The organism is Kitasatospora sp. NPDC058115 (genome assembly GCF_042884635.1).
Classification (GTDB): domain Bacteria; phylum Actinomycetota; class Actinomycetes; order Streptomycetales; family Streptomycetaceae; genus Kitasatospora.
In genome coordinates, this window is the sequence record NZ_JBHVTL010000028.1 from 108,463 (window position 1) to 128,748 (window position 20,286).

Annotated in this window: 19 protein-coding genes and 1 pseudogene; 13 read left to right on the forward strand and 7 right to left on the reverse strand. The window is 71.3% G+C overall.

Features of this window, described 5'->3' with window-relative positions; genetic code table 11:
* The first annotated feature begins 9 nt into the window (after positions 1–9).
* Positions 10–818 (forward strand): IS5 family transposase gene (locus ACFVVL_RS27680; RefSeq protein WP_387679884.1). Its coding sequence is split into 2 segments (ribosomal slippage): positions 10–349 and positions 349–818, totalling 810 coding nucleotides; the frame shifts between segments, so codons are not numbered across the junction.
* On the opposite strand, the gene ACFVVL_RS27685 is transcribed toward ACFVVL_RS27680, so the two are convergent.
* Positions 784–1,305, reverse strand: coding sequence for a winged helix-turn-helix domain-containing protein (locus ACFVVL_RS27685; RefSeq protein WP_387679887.1), 522 nt, complete (start codon positions 1,303–1,305; stop codon positions 784–786). The two genes, ACFVVL_RS27680 and ACFVVL_RS27685, sit on opposite strands and share 35 nt — an antisense overlap.
* A gap of 458 nt (positions 1,306–1,763) precedes the next feature.
* On the opposite strand from ACFVVL_RS27685, the gene ACFVVL_RS27690 reads away from it, so the two are divergent.
* The 4 genes and pseudogenes from ACFVVL_RS27690 to ACFVVL_RS27705 form a co-directional block, all read left to right on the forward strand.
* Positions 1,764–2,570, forward strand: coding sequence for a hypothetical protein (locus ACFVVL_RS27690; protein ID WP_387679890.1), 807 nt, complete (start codon positions 1,764–1,766; stop codon positions 2,568–2,570).
* A gap of 54 nt (positions 2,571–2,624) precedes the next feature.
* Complete coding sequence (locus tag ACFVVL_RS27695; protein ID WP_387679892.1) at positions 2,625–2,768, forward strand: hypothetical protein; 144 nt, start codon at positions 2,625–2,627, stop codon at positions 2,766–2,768.
* Between the two features lie 111 nt (positions 2,769–2,879).
* Positions 2,880–3,095, forward strand: a complete 216-nt coding sequence (locus ACFVVL_RS27700) for a hypothetical protein (RefSeq protein ID WP_387679894.1) — start codon at positions 2,880–2,882, stop codon at positions 3,093–3,095.
* A 1,408-nt stretch (positions 3,096–4,503) separates the two neighbouring features.
* A pseudogene (locus ACFVVL_RS27705) lies at positions 4,504–4,737 on the forward strand (ATP-binding protein); the annotation flags it as partial.
* Here ACFVVL_RS27705 and ACFVVL_RS27710 read toward each other — a convergent pair.
* Positions 4,732–5,103, reverse strand: coding sequence for a hypothetical protein (locus ACFVVL_RS27710; RefSeq protein WP_387679951.1), 372 nt, complete (start codon positions 5,101–5,103; stop codon positions 4,732–4,734). The pseudogene ACFVVL_RS27705 and the gene ACFVVL_RS27710 overlap by 6 nt on opposite strands.
* Positions 5,104–5,547: 444 nt before the next feature.
* Between ACFVVL_RS27710 and ACFVVL_RS27715 the strand changes: the two genes are divergently transcribed.
* Complete coding sequence (locus ACFVVL_RS27715; RefSeq protein WP_387679897.1) at positions 5,548–5,820, forward strand: hypothetical protein; 273 nt, start codon at positions 5,548–5,550, stop codon at positions 5,818–5,820.
* Positions 5,821–6,382: 562 nt separating this feature from the next.
* Positions 6,383–7,048: a hypothetical protein gene (locus tag ACFVVL_RS27720; RefSeq protein WP_387679900.1), complete on the forward strand. Its 666-nt coding sequence runs from the start codon at positions 6,383–6,385 to the stop codon at positions 7,046–7,048.
* A gap of 177 nt (positions 7,049–7,225) precedes the next feature.
* Here the strand turns inward: ACFVVL_RS27720 and ACFVVL_RS27725 are convergent, their stop codons facing one another.
* The 3 genes from ACFVVL_RS27725 to ACFVVL_RS27735 form a co-directional block, all read right to left on the reverse strand.
* A complete protein-coding gene (locus ACFVVL_RS27725; RefSeq protein ID WP_387679903.1) occupies positions 7,226–7,687 on the reverse strand; it encodes an Imm1 family immunity protein in 462 nt (153 codons plus the stop codon).
* A 46-nt stretch (positions 7,688–7,733) separates the two neighbouring features.
* Positions 7,734–8,225 (reverse strand): hypothetical protein, encoded by a 492-nt coding sequence (locus tag ACFVVL_RS27730; RefSeq protein ID WP_387679906.1) that lies wholly within the window; start codon positions 8,223–8,225, stop codon positions 7,734–7,736.
* 538 nt (positions 8,226–8,763) lie between these two features.
* Positions 8,764–9,054 (reverse strand): hypothetical protein, encoded by a 291-nt coding sequence (locus ACFVVL_RS27735; RefSeq protein WP_387679907.1) that lies wholly within the window; start codon positions 9,052–9,054, stop codon positions 8,764–8,766.
* A 133-nt stretch (positions 9,055–9,187) separates the two neighbouring features.
* Between ACFVVL_RS27735 and ACFVVL_RS27740 the strand changes: the two genes are divergently transcribed.
* Positions 9,188–10,468, forward strand: coding sequence for a replication-relaxation family protein (locus ACFVVL_RS27740; RefSeq protein WP_387679939.1), 1,281 nt, complete (start codon positions 9,188–9,190; stop codon positions 10,466–10,468).
* Between the two features lie 454 nt (positions 10,469–10,922).
* On the forward strand, positions 10,923–11,381 hold the full coding sequence (locus ACFVVL_RS27745) for a hypothetical protein (RefSeq protein ID WP_387679909.1): 459 nt from the start codon (positions 10,923–10,925) through the stop codon (positions 11,379–11,381).
* 12 nt (positions 11,382–11,393) lie between these two features.
* Here ACFVVL_RS27745 and ACFVVL_RS27750 read toward each other — a convergent pair whose 3' ends face one another.
* Positions 11,394–14,291: a tetratricopeptide repeat protein gene (locus ACFVVL_RS27750; RefSeq protein ID WP_387679912.1), complete on the reverse strand. Its 2,898-nt coding sequence runs from the start codon at positions 14,289–14,291 to the stop codon at positions 11,394–11,396.
* A 996-nt stretch (positions 14,292–15,287) separates the two neighbouring features.
* Between ACFVVL_RS27750 and ACFVVL_RS27755 the strand changes: the two genes are divergently transcribed.
* The 4 genes from ACFVVL_RS27755 to ACFVVL_RS27770 all read left to right on the forward strand — a co-directional run bounded on the left by ACFVVL_RS27755 (position 15,288) and on the right by ACFVVL_RS27770 (position 16,973).
* Positions 15,288–15,878: an RNA polymerase sigma factor gene (locus ACFVVL_RS27755; RefSeq protein WP_387679915.1), complete on the forward strand. Its 591-nt coding sequence runs from the start codon at positions 15,288–15,290 to the stop codon at positions 15,876–15,878.
* A gap of 126 nt (positions 15,879–16,004) precedes the next feature.
* The gene (locus ACFVVL_RS27760) at positions 16,005–16,244 is read left to right on the forward strand and encodes a hypothetical protein (protein ID WP_387679918.1); all 240 of its coding nucleotides are present in this window, start codon (positions 16,005–16,007) and stop codon (positions 16,242–16,244) included.
* Positions 16,245–16,253: 9 nt separating this feature from the next.
* Positions 16,254–16,469, forward strand: coding sequence for a hypothetical protein (locus tag ACFVVL_RS27765; protein WP_387679921.1), 216 nt, complete (start codon positions 16,254–16,256; stop codon positions 16,467–16,469).
* Between the two features lie 297 nt (positions 16,470–16,766).
* Positions 16,767–16,973 carry a hypothetical protein gene (locus ACFVVL_RS27770; protein ID WP_387679924.1) on the forward strand — a complete coding sequence of 69 codons (207 nt, stop codon included), beginning with the start codon at positions 16,767–16,769 and terminating at the stop codon, positions 16,971–16,973.
* Positions 16,974–17,097: 124 nt separating this feature from the next.
* On the opposite strand, the gene ACFVVL_RS27775 is transcribed toward ACFVVL_RS27770, so the two are convergent.
* Complete coding sequence (locus tag ACFVVL_RS27775; RefSeq protein WP_387679927.1) at positions 17,098–19,689, reverse strand: Helicase associated domain protein; 2,592 nt, start codon at positions 19,687–19,689, stop codon at positions 17,098–17,100.
* Between the last annotated feature and the right edge of the window lie 597 nt (positions 19,690–20,286).

Genomic DNA, 20,286 nt, shown 5'->3' on the forward strand with positions numbered 1-20,286 from the left:
TTCCGGATCATGACCACGAACCTTGTCCCCGACGAGCTGTGGGATCAGATAGCCCCTCTGCTGCCGGCACGGCCCGCGCGCCGGCACCGCCATCCCGGGCGACTACCGGTACCCGACCGGGTCGCGCTAGCCGGAATTGTCTACGTCCTTCGCAAGGGCGTCGCCTGGCGCGACGTACCCAGTCAGGTCGTTGGTTGCTCTGGCGTGACGGCCTGGCGCAGGCTGCGGGACTGGACCGAGGTGGGCGTCTGGCCCCGCCTGCACGCCGCACTACTGGCCGAACTACGCCGAGCCGGTTTGCTGGACCTGGACGACTGCGCCGTGGACGGCTCACACATCCGGGCCCTCAAAGGGGGGATCACGTCGGCCCTTCGCCCGTCGACCGTGCCAGGCCCGGCTCCAAGCACCACCTGATCGTCGACCGCCACGGCACCCCGCTGGCCGTCACGCTCACTGGAGGCAACAGGCACGACGTCACCCAGCTCCTGCCCCTGCTGGACGCGGTCCCTCCGATCCGGGGGCTACGAGGACGTCCCCGCCGCAAGCCCAGGCGGCTGTACGCCGACCGGGGCTACGACTTCGACAAGTACCGGCGCCTGCTGTGGAAGCGCGGCATCAAGCCCGTGATCGCCCGACGTGGCATCGCCCACGGATCCGGGCTGGGCAAGGTGCGTTGGGCGGTGGAGCGTGCGTTTGCCTGGCTGCACCGGTTCAAGCGCCTGCGCATCCGACACGAGCGCCGGGCGGACCTTCACAAGGGGCTGCTCGAACTCGCCTGCTCAATTATCTGCCTGCGGCGACTCTTGCGATCATTCTGAAACGATCAGTTAGCCGCGGCCAGACCTCCCGCTTCCACAGTTCCACCGCGTCGTCGTCGCGTTCGATCGCGCGCCGGGCGGGCTGCTGCCAGGACCAGCCGTGCCGCCGCAGCAGTCGCCACGTGCCTTCCACGGTGTACGAGACGTGGAACAGGCGGCCGATCATCGTCTTGACCCGGGCCAGCGTCCACCGCTGGTCGGCCCACCCGTGGGCCAGCGGGCCGCGCTCCAACTCCCGCTCCAGCCGGGCCATCTGCGCGTCCGACAGTCGAGGTCGACCAGGCGATCCCTTCGACGCCACACCGGCAAGGCCCTCCTCGCGCCACTGGCGCCTCCAGCGTTCCACCGACCGCTCCAAGACCCGCAACGCGGTAGCGACCTCCCGATTCTTCTCCCCGCCCTCGAAGCCAGCGACGGCCTGGAGCCGGACGTGCTCCCGCACGGCCCTCTCAGCGTCGGTCAAGCCACCGCCCTGCGGATACCTCACCCCGCCAGGACTGCCGAAGCCACCCGCACGCTGTCCGGCGAACAGCCCGACATCACCCGATCAAGTTCAGTAGCCAGGCCCCGGCGCCCCTCGTGTCGCCGAAAGAAAAGTCCCGACCGCCTTCCAGAGGCCGGGACTTTTCCATTTAGCGACCCCCTCGTGTGAATTCCCTGACGAAATTCTGGAGAACCGGACAACCGACACCGACGACCACCGCCGCCCCGGCGGCGCGCCCCGCATGCGGTGCATCGCTGCCGTCGACCGGACTCGGCGGTCCGATCTGCCGGATCGGCACGTGAAATGGTTTGTCTGTCCCCGGCCGTTAGGATTCCAGGGCCCGCACCCGTGTTCCGTGGAGCGAGCTCCTCCACGAGCGGCGGTGCGGGGCTGTGTTTGCGAGAGCCCATGAGACGGTCCGCAGGTCGCGGGCCGTCCGTGACCAGTGGAGTTCGAACAGCATGAGACCTGGACGTCTGCGCCCCCACATGTACATAGGAGCCCTCCTCACAGTCGGGCTCCTGGCCGGCTGCTCCTCGTCGGACGGGTCGGCCGAGCCGACGCGTGCGGAGTCGTCGTCCGGCCGGCCCGCGCAGGGGAGCGCCGGCCCGAAGGAGCCGTCCCCGGCCTTCGCCACCCCGGCCGAGTGCGACGGTCTTCAGCTCAAGGGTGGTACGACCTTCGCCGGTTCGGACCTGTCGAAGTGTCTGGTGGCCGCCCTGAAGGCATACGGCTCGGGAACGGAGTCCGTGCAGTCGGGGGACGAGGCGGGGACCTCGCGGTTCGTCTTCGGGGACGATCCCGCGCTGGCCGGCTCGATGACGGGGCCGGAGGGGGAGAAGGCGTACGTCTTCAAGGGCGACGACGAGTGGATCAAGACACCAGGGCTCGGCAAGTGGGTCAAGGGGGACAAGAACAGCAGTGACCCGCAGGAGCAGATCGTGGCTGCCACGGGGAAGCTCTACCGCGCGCTCGCCGATCCGGAGGTGACGGCCCAGATGGTCGCGTCGGCGCCGGAGTGGACCGTCGAGCAGGAGCGGCCTGTGATCTCCCTGGAGAACGGGGAGGACGTCACGGCGTGGCGGATCGTGAACAAGAATTCGTACACGTTCCTGGGCGCGGCCGTGCGGGAGCACATTCTCTGGTTCGGGGACGACTTCACGCCCTACGGCGGTCAGGCCGAGTCCCGGACGGGCGGCGTGCTGAGCACGACCACGCAGCATTTCTACGACCTGGGCAAGCCGGTGACGATCGAGGCGCCTGAGTAGGCCCGCGGGCCCGCGAACCTGTCACGTCCTGCGTCCGGCGTCCCGGAGCGCGGGATGCCGGCGGACAGGCTCCTACAGCGGGACGACGACGAGGGCCGTATCGTCGGCGCCCGCCGCCGGCAGCAGGTCGTCGGCGGGTGCCTCGGCCCCGCCCTGGCCCCGTGGTGGCGGGTCAGGGCGGAGGCGAGCCTGGGGTGACCCGGCCGGGCGGGTGGGCCGCCCGCGGGCAAAGGTGTGCGGGCGGCCCCGGGGATCGTCCCACGGGCCGTTACCGTCCCGGGGACGGGTTGCTCTGCCAGACTGGCGATCATGACCTCCATTCCGCGCCGCCCGTTGTGGCGGCCGTTTTCCGAGCCCGCCACCGACGAGGCCATCCCGGCCGGCGGCGGCCGGGCCCGGCTCCTGGCCGTGGAACGGGCCCCGTTCCTCGAACCCGCCGCCGACCTCCCCGCGCGGCAGCCGGCCTCCGGCGGCCGCCGCCGGCTCGGCCGCGGCGCCCTGGCCGATCCGGCCGAGTCCGCCTGAAACGCCGTACCTCGGCCGCCGCGGCCGAGCGGCTCCGCGCTCACCGGGCAGGCCGGGGCGCGCCTTACCTCCGGCACGGCCCGGCCGCTGCCGCGCACCGGCCGGTGCGCGGGTTTCGGCGCGGGGCGAAATCCCCGTCCCCGGCCGGCCCGGGTCCGATCGGGGCGAAACGCCCCGGGGCGGAACGGCCGCAGTGGCGGGGTCCCTTTCCCCGCTTCCCGGGACCTTTCCGGAGGACGGGGCCCGGGGACAGCGCCGGATTCCGGGGCAGCTCCCGCAGAGCTTTGCCAAGGGCTTCGAGCACCCGCCCGCCCTCGATGGCCCGCGCGTCCCCGGTCAGCACGGAGTACGGCACGCGAGCAGCCCTTCGGCACTCCTGCCGATCACCCGCCCCCCACGTGCAGGACCTCCTCCAGGGCCCGCCCGGCGACGTGGCCGGGTACCGTCCGCAGGGCCGGCAGACCGAGCCGGCACCGGAGACACCGGTACTCCTGGTGCGGCTCGCACCTCCGGGAGGCCGACGCCCGCCCGGCCCGGACGCACTCTGCTTCCCGGCGGGAAGGCCTGGCGACCCCGGGCGGCTTCGCCACGAGGAGCCGGGCGTGGACGACCCGGCGTGCGAGACCACACGATCGCGTTCCGGGAATGACCGGCCCGACGCCGCCGCCCGTCTCGCCGCAGCAGAGCCGGCCACACGCAGGGCCGGCCGGAACCCGTCAAGCGAAACCGACGAAGGCCGTCCAAGCCGGCCAGGTCCTTCCGCCGCTCGACCATCCCGATGCCCACCACCACCCCCCGACCCGCACCGCCAGCCCCGCACCCACAGAACGGCCCACCGGGACCGCCCGTGTCCCTCCCCGCGCCGACCGGCGAGTTTCTCCGTCGCCCTGGCGACTTTCGCCCCGGAAAGTTGGTGACTTTCCGACTTTCGCCCCGCCGACCCCGGCGGCGCGAATCCCATGTGCATGCGTAGCGCCGCCGCCCGCCCGAGTACGGCAGGGCAAGGGGGGTGCAGCAGCACCGCTACCCGCCGCGCCGGGTTTCGCCCCGCACTCGGCAGCGAGGCGAAAGGTGGCCGGGGTGTCGGGCCCGGCGGTTACGATCCCGGGCATGGACAGCACGCCGCCGACCGCCGTCACCGACCAGCACCGGTGAGGACCCGGCCCGGCTGTGCGCGCGGAAGGGCTGCTCCAACCCCGTCCCCACGCCGCGCACCGGGCGGCCGCGGACCTACTGCTCGCGGTCCTGCCGCAGCAAGGTCGACCGCGCGAAGGCCAAGGGCCGCGAAGAAGCAGCACAAGCAGCAGGCGCCGCTGCACCCGACCCGGCCGCTGCACCGCCCAGTGCAGCACCTGCTGCACCGGCGGCGGCCGCCGGGGCCGACGACGTCCTCGCCCGCTGGGGAGAGGATGGCCGACAGCTGAACAAGACGATCGCCCGCTACGGCCATGTCGACCTGCTCTGCATCGACGAGCTCGGCTATAGGGAATTGGACCGCCGCGGCGCCGAACTGCTCTTCCAGGTGCTGACCGAGCGCGAGGAGAAGAACAGCGTAGCCATCGCCTCCAACGAGTCGTTCGGCAAAGCGCACATGTTCCGGCGAACGTGTGCGAGGCGGTGCCGAAAGTCGACGGGTTCAGGACGGAGATTCCGCGCTGCGGAGAACTGCGGTGGCTATCAGCGCTACCAGGTTGTCGGTCCAGCAGTCCGATTCCTTGGTGGCGATGTCGGCATCGCAGCTTACGCAGACGAGGTTGGGGCCGTCCTGGCCGTCGAGTCCGCAGCATCCGTTGCGACGGCTGGAGTTGGGGTGCAGAGCGGTGCCCGGCACGTCGTCAGGGTGCAGGATGAACAGTGTGGCGTCGTAGCTGGTCGCGTAGGTGCCCTGCGCAATCCGCGGGTCGGCGATGCGGTGGTCGGACAGGTGATCGCTGGCCGGAGAAGCCTGTGCTTCCTGTAGATCGCCGGTGAGAGGGTGCTCGCAGTTCGCGCAGGTGAAGAGGGTCACCGGGACATTGTGCCGGTCAGACACCGCCAGCCTCGGAGAATTTCTCTGGGCTATGGGAGCCGGCCAGCGTCGACGTGGTCAGCGAGGTAGATCATGACGCCTTCGGGGGCCATGCCGAGGGCCGCAGCGACGAGCTTGGGATCGAGTGTGTTCACGAGGTTGGCGAGGCGGGTGCTTCGCAGGGTTCGGGGCGATGCCGCAGGGGTCCAGGATGTAGCTGGCATAGGCGGTTGAGGCCGGTGTTCGGCCGGTCTTGGTGATCCGGGTGACGATCACGTGGGGGTTGTGGGTGTGCTGGTCCGCGCGGTGGGCCAGGCAGCGTTGGAGTGCTGACCAGCTGGCCGGGGCCAGAGGCACCGGGTGTGGCCGTTTGTCCGCGGTGTCGAGCTCACAGACCGTCACCGCCGCCGGGTCGCCGGGCACGTCCGGGTCGGAGCCGGCCGCGTGCACGACCAGGCGCACGGGGTCCTCCGGCTGCTCGACCACCACGATGCCCACCACCCCACTCTCCCCAGCCCGCACCGCCGGCTGCGCACCCGCAGAACGGCCGCCCGGACCAACCCGCCGGCCGGTGAGTTCTCCGCCACCCTGATGGGTTCCGCCCCGGGGCGGCCGGTGAGTTTCGCCCCGCCGACCTCACCGGCGCAGGTCACAGCCGTGCACGCGGCATTGCTGCTGCACCGCAGCATGCCGGCGCAGCAGCGGGACAACCGGTAGGCAGCACCGCTACCCGCCGCGCCGGGTTTCGCCCCGTGCCCGGCAGTGGGGCGAAACCTAGCCGGGGTGTCGGGCCCGGTGGTTACGATTCCGGGCATGGACAGCGCCCCGCCGACCGCCGCCACCGACCAGCCGGCCACCAGCGCGGAACCGGCCCGGCTGTGCGCCCGGAAAGGGCTGCGCGAACCCGGCGCTCAAGGGCCCCACCGGGCGGCCGCGGACCTACTGCTCGCGCTCGTGCCGCAGCAAGGTCGACCGCGCCAAGGCCAAGGCCCGCGACGAAGCAGCACAAGCAGCAGGCACCGCTGCACCCGCCCCGACCGCTGCATCGAGCGGTGCAGCAGCCGACCCCGCCGCTGCACCGCCCAGTGCAGCACCCGCTATACCCGCTGCACCTGCTGCACCGGCCGCGGCCGTCGGGGCCGACGACGTCCTGGCCCGCTGGGGCGAGGACGGCCGACACCTCCTCGACACCGCCGACGCGCTGCGCCGCCGGCTGGCGCGCTTCCTGGAGGAGACCGCCGCCGGCGATCCGGCCGCCGCGTTCGCGGAGCTGGCCAAGGTGCTGCCGGTCTACGGCACCCGCGCCTACATGGCCGCGCAGGACATCCGGGACAAGGCCCGCTGGCCGCACCTGGACGAGCACGAGCGCCTCATGGCCCGCTCGCGCGAGCGGATCGACCGCTGGGACCATGACGAGGACCCTGACGCCGCCGTCCCGGACGCGACAAACGCCCCGCGAGGCGAAACTCCGACCATCCCCGCTCCCGCCCCGGCCGAGCAGCCACCCGCCCCCGCCCCCGCTGCCGTCCCCGATCCCGAGCCGGACGCAGGCCCGGTGCCGGCCCAGCGACCGGCGGCCGCCGCGGCCGAACAGGCTGAGCAGGCCCGGCGGGAGGCCTGCACCGACCCCGAGCGCCGCTTCGACTTCCCCGACCTCCTCGACGACCTGGAGCCCACCTTCGGCCCCGGCTGGGAACTCGGCTCCTGGCTCGCCCCCGCCGCCCAGGGCGTCCTCCAGCTGCGCCTCGACAGCACGCCGATCGGATGGACCGCGCCCCTGCCCGACGGGCCGTGGGGACAGGCCGGCTGGATCGCCTGCCTCTACCAACAAGGCGGCCGGCTCCTCATCGACAACCTGTCCCGGCCCAGGACCCTCCCCACCGCGGACCTGGCGCTCGACGCCATTCTGCGCGCCCACCAGACCCGGTCGGCCTCCGCCCGCTGACCCGGCTTCGCCAGGGCGCGGGACCGCTCTGGTGGTGCCGGGCAACAGCCTCCAGCAGCGCCTGCCGCGCGCCCCACAGCCAGCCCTGCTCGGCGGCCAAGGCGTCGGCCGCCCACACCGGCAAAGGCCGCCCGAGTACTGTCGTCGTGTTCTCGCAGATCAGAGCATGGTGTCGCCTTAATCGTCCAGGTACTGGTTCTTCCAGGAAACGCAGGTGGGGCGTTGCCCTCCTGACGACAGGAACTCCCTCACGGCCTCCCGGACGAGGTCGAGGGGGATCTCCACCTGGTCCCGGAACTGGGTCCAGTGTCCGGCGAGGTAGTACTCGGGGGCGTTCCTCGAATCCGCGGGGCCCGCTGTCACGAAGTTCCCGCTGCGGTCGATGAAGAGCAGAACCCCCACCTGGAGTTCCTTGTCCACTCCGACCTGGAGCTGGTGATCCGGAATCTCCGTCCCAGAGCCGGCGGGGTCCCCGAGGACGATCACTTCCCGGTCCAGGTGGATGATCTGGGCCAGGTTCTCGTTCACCGGGCCCGCGAGGAGCTCGTCGATCAGGACGTCGACGTCCTCGAGGGAGTCGAGATGGTCGGGTATCTCGATCCGGTCCCGCCTGTATCGGACTTCAGCACGTAGCGACATTCCGTCACCCTAGGGCCGACTTTCAAGGTGAGATGTCGCCGCCGGGTCACCAGGGCGCGGGGCCGCCGTGGTGGTGCCGGGCGACGGCTTCCAGCAGGGCCTGCCGCGCGCCCCACAGCCGGCCCTGCTCGGCGGCCAGGGCGTCGGCTGCCCACACCGGCAACGGCCGCCCGAGCGCTGCCGCTCCCAGCGCCCCTTCCAGCGCGGTGCCGGCCTGCCTCCAGTCCTCCAGCTGCCGCACCAGGCTCCGCACGAAGACGTCGACGGCCCCGGCCGGGTCCTTCCCGTCCTGGCGGGCCTCCTGGGCCACCTCGCCGAGAACGTCCTCGTCCAGGTCCTCGAACACGGCCTCCCACCGCCCGGCCACCAGCCGCTGATGGCCGGCCAGCACGCTCTGCAGCCCGTCGTCGACAGACTCCTGCGACCAGGGAAGCGGGGACCGCGGCGCCCGGCCCACCACGGCGAAGGCCCGGCCGGCGACGCCCGGCCCCAACCCGGCGCCACCGCGCCGAGGGCGGGGAGTGGAAGTGCTGCTCACCCCCGCTCCAACGCCGCCGGGCCCCCGTTCGTCACCCCGCACTGCCGACCCGGGCGGCGCGAGGCCGGCCGATCCGGCGTGCCGAAGGCCGGCCCGGGGTAGGGTCCGATCAGAGCCTGAGCCGCCGTCACGGCGCGCTGGCGAGGCGAAAGAGTCCGCTGGAATTCCCCGGGTGTCTCCCCGGGGCCTTCCCCGGGTGGTGCCCCGGGGGGAAGCATTCGCCGACCTTTCGACATTTCCCCAGCTCATCCCCAGGATTCGGGCCGCCCAGGGTTGCCGACAACCCTCTCCCTTCCCTTCTTTGAGCTGTTGGTGGTTGGTGGTGCAGTTGGGTTAGGTCGGGTTCGGGTTCACCGCCGGGTCCAGTGCTGCCCACCCGCTCCATTGCCGCTGGGGCCCTCCTCCCTTCCCGGCCGGGTGGCCGGGCGCCTCCCGGTGGTCGGCGCGCGGTGGGGCGGGCGGCGGCGAGCGGCGGGCGAGCAAGCGCGGGCGGGCGGGGCGGCCCCGGTGTCGGTGGTGTGCGGTACAGCAGAGAAGATCACCACCACGAACCACCAGGGGGCAGGGCATGGACCACGACCAGGACGACGGCCACGGCGAGCGGCATGACGGCGAACAGCCGGCCCGGCCCGGCCGGGTGCACTTCCGCCGCTCCGCCCGCAACCCCAACGGCAGCACGGCCCCGCTGCGCGCCGACGTCCTCGCGGCGCTGGGCGTGCTGAAGGTCGCCACCTACAAGCAGCTGCACGCCCTGATCGCCGCCGACGAGTACCGCGCCCACCACCGCGTCGAGCACGTGGCCGAAGCGGTCCGGGACCTGGAGAAGCACAAGCTGGTCGACGTCCGCGGCACCACCTCGCCGCCGGGCCGCCGACCCGCCCCCAAGACGGCGCCCACGGCCACCCCGGCCCGCCGAGGGACAGGGCGCCAAGCCGAAGCCGGGCGGGCCCGGCGCGGAGAAGATCGTTGGCCTCACCCCGCTCGGCCTGGCCGCCGCCGCCGAAGCCCTCGGCGACGACCGCGACATGGGCGGCCACGCCCGCGGAGCCGGCCTCACCGGCGCACCCCACGCCATGCTCGTCAACGAACTCATCATCACCGCCGTCACCGGCACCACCACCCACGGCGCCCCGCCCCGCACCGACAAGCGCCAGGCACCCCCGCGCCGCGCCCTGCCCTCCGGCCCGCTGCCCGGCGGCATCGAGGCCTGGGCCACCGAGACGCCCCACACCATCACCGGCAAGTTCAACGTCATCCCCGACGCCGTCGTCCGCCTGCCCGAGCTCGGCATCCCCGTCGCCTTCCTGGAGCTCGACCGGGGCACCATGACCGACATCCGCAAGGTCGCCGGCAAGCTCGACAACTACAAGCGCTACTTCGACCGCACCGTCCACGACGGCGGCCAGGAGCGCCTGGAGGTCGAGGTCCGCTACAACGTCCCCGAACCCGCCTACGGCTACCGGCAACGCCGCGCCGTCCGCCCGCCGGTCCTGTTCGTCCTGGACCAGGGTACCCGGGGCAGCCGCCCCCGCTACAGCCCCGAGGCCCTGGAACAGCGCCTCGAAGACCTGCGCAACGCCACCTGGGAGCACTGGCAGGGCCAGAAGTACGAGCAGGAGGGCGTCACCTACGCCACCTTCGACGGCAAGATCCCCGTGCTCGGCACCACCGTCGAGCGCCTGCGCGAGCACGGCTGGCAAGGGCCGATCTGGTGGCGCTTCGGCCGACCCGGCCGACACTCCCTCACCGACGCCCTCGACGACGAACCCAACTGGGACCTCATCGCCCAGCGCCGCCAAGAACGCGAAGACCGGGAACACGCCGAGCAGGAGCAGGCCGCCAAGGCCAAGCAGGACGCCCGGGACGCCAAGCAGCGCGCCAGGCTGCTCGCCGCCCGCGCCCACAACGACGCCCTGCACCCCTGCCACACCTGCCACGGCCCCCTCGGCGGCGCCCACGACTCCGAAGACGAGCTGGACGAGAATGCCCACCCGGACCGCCTGGAATGCCCCTCCTGCGACCATCAGCGCCGCACCGACAAGCGCCGGCCCATCATCCTCGACCTGCCCACCACCCGCGCCCTGCGCCGCGCCGAGAAGCACGGCCCGCCCAGCGACGACCCCTGGTGGAACGTCCGCCTCCTCCACGCAAACCGCTGGCCGAAGTACGACCGAAGCAACGGAGGAACCCCCTACAGCATGACCCAGATCCCTCACGGCCGCTCAATGCCAGAAGGGTACTGAAAACACCGATACAACATGCCGCGCATTCCATAAACGAAAAGAGCGCCGAAAAGTCGAACAGAACGACTTTCCAAAGGCCATCGCGAACACACTCGAACCATGGCCAGAAAAGAAAACCGACAGGACACCTGCCCACTCCACACCAAATACACAGCACGCAACCCGGAGCCTGCCCCCTCACCTAACAGAGCACAATCCAAGACCACATCCTCGCCCTACTGGAACACCACGCCGACCAACCCCTCAACCTCCGCCGCTGCCCGGCCAAGCGCCCTGCGGCGCCTCCTCGCCGCGGCAGAGCGCTGAGTCGCGGCCCGGTTCGGGCGCCGGTCCGATGGGTTTACCGGTTGCGCGGCGTGAGGCAGGAACGCCCTGGGCGGTACGCCACACCTGGGAGTGCTCCGGCGGTTCACCGAAGGCGTTCGGTTTCGACGGGGCGGGAGGAGGGGGTTCCATGGATCCAGCCGCGCTCGCGGCCCTCGCGGGTTCGTCACTCGTCGGGGCGATGGCCACCGATGCCTGGGAACACGCGCGGGACGGGGTGGTCGCCGTGTGGCGCCGGTTCCGTCCGGACCGTGCGGAGCTGGTCGGCGAGGACTTGGCCGAGCTGCGCCGGGAGGTTCTGTTGGCCGAAGAACAGGATGACGAGCTCCTGCGGGAGGCGCTCGCTGCGGACTGGCAGCAGCGGTTGTCTGAGCTTCTACGCCGGCAGCCCGAACTTGCGGGAGAGCTGGAGCGGGTGCTGGACGAGGTGCTCGCTCCGTCGCTGCCCGAGGAGGCGCGGACCCGGGTCTACAAGCAGACCAACATCGCCCACGGCAATGGACGAGCCTTCGGCGTCCAGGACGGGAACCTGATTTACCACGAGGGCAAGGGGCAGGGCGGCGGCAGCCCGGAGGGCGCCGCCGACTGACGTCCGGGCCGGTCAGTCGCTGAGTGCCGCGCGCAGCATGTCTCGGAGGGCTTCGAAGCGCCGCAGGTCGGCTGTGAACGCCCCTGGGTTTGCCAGGGCCGACTCCTGCATGATCTCGATGGCCTCCTCGGTCATCGCCAACCCCTTGCGGACGAAGCCGGTCTGGGCCCAGTGGATGGCGTGGTTCGCGAGTGCGCGGGCCAGCGCAGGCCGGAACGCCGACGGGTGCTCGTCGGCCAGGGTGCCGTAGATGCCCACGGCCGCGTCGGACATCCTCAGGGCGTCCTCCGTGCGGCCCACCGCGGCGAGCCGGTTGCCGAGGTTGTTCAACGCCTGGCCCACGCTGTCCCGGTCGACGTCCTTGCCGCTCGTAGCCTGCCTGCGGTAGATGTCCACGGCCTCGTCGGTGGCCGCCAGCGCCGCCATCGGCCGGTCGAGGGCGGCGAGCCGGTTCCCGAGGTTGGACAGCGCGGCGGCCAGGAACTCCTCGTGCAGGACGGGGTTAGCCACGGCCAGTTCGCGCCACTGGGCCACAGCTTCCTGGCTGGTCTCCAGCGCTTCGACGGCGAGGCCCGCCGCCCACTGGTAGACGCCGAGGGCGGTCAGTGACCGGGCGAGGGCGGACCGGAAGACGTCCGGGTTGACGCTGGCCAGCCGACGACGGATGTCCACGGCCAGGGTGGCGAGGGCGCAGGCGTCCTCGCCGTGTCCCGTGCCCCACAGGTGGTTGGCGACGGTGGCCAGGGAGTTCGCGTACCGGGGTTCGTACCGGTCGGGGTCAGCTGAGGCCAGTTCCCGGAAGATGGTGAGCGCGGCGAGGCCGACCTCGACGGCGTCGGCCCGGCGCCCCAGCTTGAAGAGCACGATCCCGGCGTTGACCAGCGCGCGGGCGAGGCCGGGCCGGTGGCGGTCAGGGTCCGCGTCGGACAGCTCGCCGTAAAGGTGCACCGCTTCCAGAGCGGTGTCCACAGCCTCCTGGAGGCGGTCCGCCTCCAGGAGCTGGTGGACCAGGTTGCCCAGGGGGCGGGCCAGGTCGGCCTGCGGCAGGTCGGGGTACTCGGCGGCGTGGCGGCGGGCCAGCCGTACAGCATCCTCGGTGACGGCCAGCGACTCGGGGAACCGTCCCATCGTCGACAGGCAGACGCCGAGGTTGGCCAGAGCGCTGGACAGGCCGGGCAGATGCTGCGCGGGATCCTCGTCGGCCGGGCCGCGCAGGCACTCGACCGCCTGCTCACTGGCGTCGAGCGCCTCTCGGTCGAGGCCAGCGTGGGACTGGCGGGTCGCCAGAGCAATGTAGAGGAGCGAGCGTTTGGCCGGGTCCCGGGTGAGGCCGAGGCGATGGGTGGTCAGGATTGTTGTCACCGCGGCTATACCGGGGTCCAGGTCGGTGTGCTGCCCCTCCGGGAAGTACGCCTCCACGGCTTCGAGGACGGGGACGATGTCGGGCAGGCCAGCGAGGATGGTCAGCGCGGCGCTCCCGGCGTCGACAGCCAGCCGAGGGTCCGTCAGCAGCAGTGGGTGCACGTACTGCGGGCCGAGGTGTTTCCAGTGCTGGGCGGCGGACAGGAGGAAGGTGACCGCGCGGGCGGTCCAGGGCGCGGGGACACGCGTGGTGCCGGGCCCATCGTCGGACCGTTCGAGCAGGGCGGAGGTATCGGCGGCCGCCCACGGTTGGTCCGGGTAGCCGAACCGGTGGCCTGGCATGGTGAGGGCCAGGAAGTCCTCGGCGAGGCGGTCCGGGTAGAGAGGCTCCAGGACCTGGTCGGCACCGGATTCGGTCGGTGGGTAGCAGGACCTGTGGTCGTCCAGTACCTCGGGGGCGTCGGGCACCCGAAGCCGGCCGAGGACCGTCCTGCCGGCGTCGCGGGAGAGCGTTCCGGTGAGGACGGCGGCATACACGGTCCGGTTCATGATCTCGGGCGGTGTCCGGAAGCCGTTCCCGTCCTGGCCGGCGTTGGCACCGTCGCCGTACAGCCGTGCCCAGTGCAGCCTCTCACGGTCCAGGAGGTACATCGTCAGGCCGGGCCGGTCGGTCGGCACCTCGGGGCGTGGTGCGGGTCCGGCCGCCGCCGCGTGGACGTCGACGGCGACCAGGGCGGCCATGTGGACGGCCAGGGTCAGCCCAAACTCTGCTCCCTCCAGCGTCGGGGGCGGCTGGATCGTGGTCGCGTTGCGGAACCGGTAGATGCTGGCGAAGGCGTCGCGGGCGGCGGTGAACATCGCGTTGCGGTGCTCCCCGCCGGGCGGCAGGGACTCCAGGGGTTGGACGGAGACGTCGGCCTGGTAGGTGTCCAGGATGCCGCGGAGCTGCGGCAGTTCGTTCATCGTGCGTCCCAGCATCAGCACCCGGGTGGTCACGCCAGTCCGGTGCAGCAGGGCGTTCTTCAGTAGCCAGGTGAGGTTGGTGGTGAGCCATCGGTCGGCGTAGTCGACGATCAGCAGCAGGCCGGCCGTTCCGTTGGGCCGCAGGTCCTGGCTTCCGGGCTCGATCGGGTCGGCATCGGGGCCGTGGAAGGCGACGGCGACCGTCCAGCCGGCTTCGGCGGACTCGTCGGCGAGCCGGGTGGCGAGTCGGCTCTTGCCCTGACCGCCCGGCCCGTACAGCCACCGGACGCTGAGCCGCCCCCCATCGTCCCGCCACTCCCGCAGCTCCTCGAGGTCCTCCTGTCGGCCGGTGAACGGCACCACGGCGCGGCGGGCGTTGAGCATCCGGCTCGGCAGCTTGCGGAACCAGTCCCGGTCGGTGTCCGCCACGCCCTGCCAGGCGCCGAGGAGGTAGAGCGGGAGCCCACTGGCGCCGTGCACGTGGATGTCGGCCCCGATCGTGCCGAACGCGAAGCCGCTGACGGCGATCACGTTCTGGACGTACAGCGGCTGCGATTCGTCGGATTTTCGGTCGGCGTCGCTCACGAGGCACCTGCCCCTGCTCAGTATGCCCACCCGGCATGTGACGGGAAGTCGGATAGACCCTAGCGGGCCGGGCGTGATACATGGAGGGAAGCAGACATCCACCCGTCACATGCCGGGTATGCGGCGGGCTGGGTCTGGTGGCGGCGTCCGGCGGTGCCAGCCGCGCCGGGCCGGGCCGACGACGACTCCGCTGTCCTGGCCGAGCCGGGGCCGGGGGGTCTGCGGTTGCTCCGGGAGTTGCTCCAGAGATGCCCCGGGAGCGGGCCGCCCGTCGGATGGCGCGGATGATCCTGGCCGCCACCCCGGCGGGCCATGCGCCCGAACCCGAGGCCGTCGACCTCCACACCATCCGAGGCCTGCGGCGTCTCCTCCACCACCGCCGGCGCCTACCGCAACCGAGACAGCTGCCCTGTTCGCTGACGGGTGCCGCCCGGCGGCCTGAGCCGCACTGTGAGTTCCTACCGCTGCGCCGAGGCTTGAGCGGCCTCTGACCGGTGCATCTCGTGAGTCCGGCGGGATCGCCTGGGTCGTCCGTCAGGGGCGTCGAGCCGGTGTTCCCGGCCGGGGCCTCCATCCACGATGGAGGCCCCGGCCGGTCATAACCTGCTGACTTCGCCGGTACACGGGAACCACGTGAGCGTCCCGGGAATCCCAATACCGCCCGCTACGCCCACTCCACGCCGTGCCCGGCGAACTGCGCGAGCTGCCCGGGGCTGAGCTTCGTCCGGCGGGCCTTTTGTCTGTTGAGCCGGATGTTCAGCGCGAAGTGTGGCGACGGATCCGGCGTCCACTGCTGTTCCGTGCTGGGACTCCGCTCCCATGGGCAGCTGGAACTGATGGTGTGCCAGAGGTCACATTCGACGGTCTCCACAGCCGCTGGCCCGTTTGGCGTCAGTCGGGGTGTACGACACCGGGGCAGTGCAGCGGGTGGGTTCTTGCACTCCTCGGCCCCTGCCCGACGTTCGGCCCAGGCGGTGTGGGCCGGAGAGGATTTTCATGAGCCACGAAATCGATCCCACCGGCGGTCCCCCGGTGACGCCGGCCGAAAGCCCCGAGCACCAGGGCCGGTCGCTGACCGAGAAGCAGATTCTCGAGATGTGCATCTCGGTGGTGCGCGCACTGGTCCGTAGGGGCGCCTCGCGGGAGCAGGCGGAGGACCTCGCGCAGGAGAGCGTCGTCGAGACGGCCCTCCGGGTCGCTGACCTGAGCCGGGAGCCCCTGCGCAGTCCGCTTGCCTACGCCCACACGGTCGCTCGCAATGCCCTCTTCGACCAGCAGCGCAGGACGAAGGAGGTGCCGACGGAGGACGGTCTCGACCGGCCCGGCCTGTGGTCCGTGCCGTACACGGACCTGGACCTGTCGCTGGAGCGAGCCCAGACTCTGGCGGAGGTGATCAAGTTCTGCCGTGAGCACCTCACGCCCCGCCAATTCGAGGCACTCGACCTCGTCCACGCGCAGGACCTGACCAAGGAGCAGGCCGCCGAGATCATGGACGTCGAGGTCGACACGATCCGCTCCCACCTCCACGACTGCGTGCGGAAGCTGCGCGAGCACCGACCGGAACTGCTGAAGCGACTGGGTCTGTAGAACCCCGTCCCTGGGGTACGGCGCACCCATCCGCGCCGTACCTCTCGGACGGGGCTCTACCAAGCCCCGGCGCCGCAGCCGCGGAATCACCCAAATTCACGATAGGACCCACGGAGGAGCGATCGCATGCAGGATCAGCTGCACCACCCGTCCACGGACGGGCCGCCCACCATCGACGACGACGCCGTCCTCGCCGCGCTTGGCCGCGTGCTCAAGGACGCCGATGCCGCCGAGGCCGCCCAGACGATGGCCAGCCCCGCCTGGCAGGCCACCTTCGCCCGCATCCGTGCGAGCGTCCCCGCTGCGGCAATCACCGACGAGCACACCCCCCGGAACCCGGCCCAGCCGGGCTCCGGCAACCAGTAGGAGGCTTCGATGCTCCATCACGCCATCCCGGCGCTGCCGGCGTCCAGGGTCATCGTAGTGATGATCCTGACGGTCCTGACCTTTGCGACGGCCGCGATGGTCAGGCTCATCACGGTGCGCCTGCGGGGGAAGAGCGCACCGACACCTCGGGGCCGCCAGGACCGGCATGCCAAGCCGGCCCACGTGATGCTCAGGCCCGCTGTGTTCGCCTGCATTCAGGTCTAGACGGCCCCCTAGGTCCGCCGCCCCGACACGGGGCTGGGGCGGCGGACCCGGCACCGACAACACCAGCAACCCGAGAGGGAAACGAACAACGCCATGACCAACCCCGCCAACCCGACCGCTATGACCCACGGCACCACGCCGACCGGCCCCGTCAACGCACCCAGCCATACCGGCCAGGCCGGCACGGACAACCCAGGAACGGACATCGCGGGGAGAACACCAGAGCCAGCTTCCCCCGGTGTGCCCAGCAGCCAGGCGGGACCCACCGCAACGGGGCCCCCGGCCATCAGCATCAACATGAGCGGCAACGCCCGGCTCAACCTCAACGGACTCAACGTCGTCGACCACGGCTCCAGCAACACCCCGACCGCCACTACTGCACCGGCCCCGGCGAACACCACGGCCAGCACCCCGGCCAAGACCTCGATCTGGCGCAGTGGCGTCTTCTGGACCGCAGTCGCGGCGCTCGCCGCCGTGGCCGCAGCCGTCGCCGCGTTCATGTAACCCCACGGGCGCCCGGAGAGCCGTACACCTCGCCACCCTCGGGCCGGGAGAACCCGCCAGGCAAGTCCAACCGCTGCATCCGGTCGCGGTGCACCTGACGGGCCCTCCTTCCCAAGCCCGCCCGTTATGCCCACTCGACGCCGTGTTCGGCGAGCTGCGCGAGCTGTCCCGGGGTGAGCTTCGCTCGGCGGGCTTTCTGGTTGTTGAGCCAGGTGCCCAGGGCGAAGTGAGACATCACCAGCTGTTCCTCGCCTTCGGGGCGGGCTTCCACGGTCTCGACCGGTTCCTTGTGCAGGCGGGGCACCCGCGGGTGCCGTTCCCGCTCGACGAACTGGGCGAGTGCGGTCAGACCCTGCTGGAAGCGGTCGATGCGCGACAGCTTCGGTTTCGCCTCGGCGGCGGCCTTCGCGGCGACCAGCTCGGGGTCGGCCTCGATGCCGATCGCGGCGAGCAGGTCCTGCTGGTCGGCCTCCAGGCCGGGCCAGCCGGCGCGCTGCGCCTGGACCCAGCGGCCGAGCTGCTCGCCCTCGTAGACGGTGTCCAGGGGCAGGGTGGTCCAGTCGATCTGGCCGTCGGTGTCGAGCCACCACATGCGGGCGGTGGCGTAGGCGCGCTGCCAGGTGACCGGCCACACCGGGCACCACCAGGGGTCGATCTCCTCCAGCGCGGCCCGCCGCTCCGGTGCCAGCGCCCCCGGCTCGCCCGCCGGCACCGCTGCGGCGGCCCGCAGCTCGGAGAGCCAGGTTCCGATGGCGTAGCCGCCGACCGAGGCCCGCGCCGGCGCGGCCAGCGAGCCGCCGTGGCCCTTCGCCCAGACCCGGGCCCAGTCGAGGCCAGCCTCGAAGCGGGCGTCGCTCACGGACCAGATCATGCCGAGCGCGTCGAGCATCTCCACCCGATATGGCGCCATCTCACCATTCGCATTCTCGCCGCGCCGGTCCGAAAGCCACTTTCCCAGCCGGTAATTCCCGTTCTCTCCGACCATCGCGGAATAGGGTACGTCGAGGCCGCCGGTCTCCTCGAACCACCGCCGTGCGTGACCGATTCCCTCGCGCCACAACTGCGTCTCACCGACCAGGACCCGTGAGGCGATGAACAGGGCGAGCACGTTCTCGTCCACCGGTGTCTGGAACCGTACTGGCAGCGTGAACGCTCCTCCACTGCCCGCGCCGACCATGCTCTCACCAGGCCCAATAGCAGCCTCGGCGCTGCGCCCCTTGGTCCGCTTGCCGGACTTCTGCGGCACCGCGAGGGCCTCCACCACCTTGGCGTCGTGGCTGCGCAAAGCGGTCAGGATCTTGACCAGCGGCCCGTAGGAATCCGACTCCAGAATGTCCCCGGGCTCCTCCCCGGGCTTGAGGAAAACCGGAACGATCAGCGAGGCGGTCTTTCCCTCTCCGGGCTGCATACGCAGGGCCCGGCCGATGGCCTGGACGATATCCACCATGCTGCCCCGGCCCTGCAGAAGAACCGAGTCCGCATTCGGGATGTCGACGCCCTCGCCCAGGACCTTGCACTGGGACACGATCCGGTGCTTCAGTCCGTCGTCCTCCTCGCCCTTCCCGAAGTCCCCGATGACCTCCTTGCGGAAATCAACCTCGTGCTCACCGGAGAGCCACTGCGCCCAGAACTCCGGCGGATATTTCTGCGGGTTCTCGAAGTGCAGCTTCTCCACCGTCTGGTTCAGCGTCTCCGAGAAGTAGCGGGCCTCGATCGTGCGGCTGTGGAACGTGATGCACCGCTCCAGTCCCCGTTCGACCACGGTCTTGGCCAGCCCGGCCTGGATCGCGGCGATCCGTGCGGCCGGCACCTCGTCCTCGCTCCCGTCCTCCGCCTCGCCGACACCCGGTCCCCACGGCACGCCCTGCGCCTCGGCCGCGGCCCGGTCGCCGAGCGGGTCGCGCAGCTCCAGGACCACGATCTCGAACGGGGCCAACAACTTCCGGTCGATCGCCTCCGCGAGGCCCAGGGAGTACACGTGCGGGCCGTAGACCCGCTGGTCGTCCATCGAGACGGCCAGTTCCTCCGGCAGCGGCTGGTAGGCCCCCTCACGGTTCTTCACCGGGCGCTTGGGCGGCGCCCAGATCCGAGGGGTCGCGGTCATGTAGAGCCGGCGCTCCGCCGGGATCGCGCCCTGGTCGTGGACCACGGTCCAGGTCTTCTCCACACTGCCCGAGGAGCGGTGCGCCTCGTCGCAGACCATCAGCCCGAGCGGGGGCAGCACCTCGCCCTGGCGCTCCGCCCAGTACTCGTAGGCGTCCGCGACGGCCCCGACCGAAGTGTAGGTGGCGAACAGGGTGGTCGGCCGGCGGTACTTCGCGGCGTTGGCCAGCCACCTGCCGATCATCCGCGGGCTGGTGCTCGCCATCACCCCGAACGGCAGCTCACGGTCGACCAGGGAGCAGATGGCGTGCATGTCCCCGGACCGCCCGGCCGCCCGCCAGGCTCCGACCATCTGCACCAGCAGGTCCAGCGTCGGCACCACGACCAGGACCACGCCCCGGGGCACCAGCTTCTGGCCGGCCGCAGCACCGACGTACGACTTCCCGGAGCCGGTGGCCATCTGGACGGTCACCCGCAGCCCGTTCGGCGCTGGATGCCCCGGACGGGGCGTCAGGCCCCGCACGATGGCCTCCAGCGCCTCCTCCTGGTGTCCCCGCAGCGAGATGCCGGCGGCGGACTGAACGGCCTTCAGACCAGGCTTTACGACGTTCACGAAGACGTGTCTCCCCTCACCCATTTCCGGACCCACATCAGGGATCACGCGGGAAATTCTGACAGTGCCCTACTGATACATTCAACGAACCGGCCCGAGAATCGGGGCGACCAGAGAACAAGCCCAACGAAAATGGCTATTCGGCAGGATATCAGCTCACGGTCACGAATTCCGGCGAAAACCCGAAAAGAACGGGTCCGGACGCTGCGTTCGGCGGGATCGCCTGACGCTCTGAGACTGATACATCGAAGACCGTTGCTCACCCTTCGAGGGTAGCGCACTCCGACCCGTCGTGAGACCGAAACAGAGGTCTAGACCGTGGACTAGACCAATCCGGCGGGAGTGAAGCCGACCCACGCACCCCCGGCGCGCCACCCGCTTCCCAGCCAGCCTGTCGTGAGATCAGCTAAAAACCAGCTCAACCATATGACCAGACCTCAACCCCCAGGCCTCATGGAGCGAAGCGGAGTGAGGCCGGTCAAGGCGCGAAGCGCCGGGCCCACCCGGGCGAAGCCCGGGTGCGGACACGCGGAGCGGGTCCGCCGCCTGACCGAAGGTCAGGCGCGAACGGAGGGCCGAAGGCCCGTAGGGACCCGC